Source organism: Cryobacterium sp. RTC2.1 (genome assembly GCF_035018685.1).
GTDB lineage: Bacteria > Actinomycetota > Actinomycetes > Actinomycetales > Microbacteriaceae > Cryobacterium > Cryobacterium glucosi.
Window position 1 is genome coordinate 1 of sequence record NZ_JASJXJ010000376.1, and the last position, 311, is coordinate 311.

A 311-nucleotide genomic window follows, 5' to 3' on the forward strand; every position below is an offset into this window, starting at 1 on the left:
CCCGAGACGAGAGGGCCGCGATCGCGGCCGGCGAACTGCACGACGGCGACTACGTCAACCTCGGCATCGGTATCCCGACGCTCGTCGCCAACAACCTGCCTGAGGGGGTCTCGGTCACGCTGCAGAGCGAGAACGGGCTGCTCGGCATGGGGCAATTCCCCTGGACGGGCGAGGAGGACGCCGACCTGATCAACGCGGGCAAGCAGACCGTGACGATCCTGCCGGGCGGATCCGTCTTCGACTCGGCGATCTCGTTCGGCATGATCCGCGGCGGTCACGTCAAGGTCGCGATCCTCGGTGCGATGCAGGTG

The 311-nt window shown here is 67.5% G+C and carries 1 protein-coding gene; it reads left to right on the forward strand.

The genetic code is table 11. The features are described 5' to 3' along the window. A partial coding sequence (locus QN357_RS19370) for a CoA-transferase (RefSeq protein ID WP_323505454.1) occupies positions 1-311 on the forward strand: 311 nt, incomplete at both ends.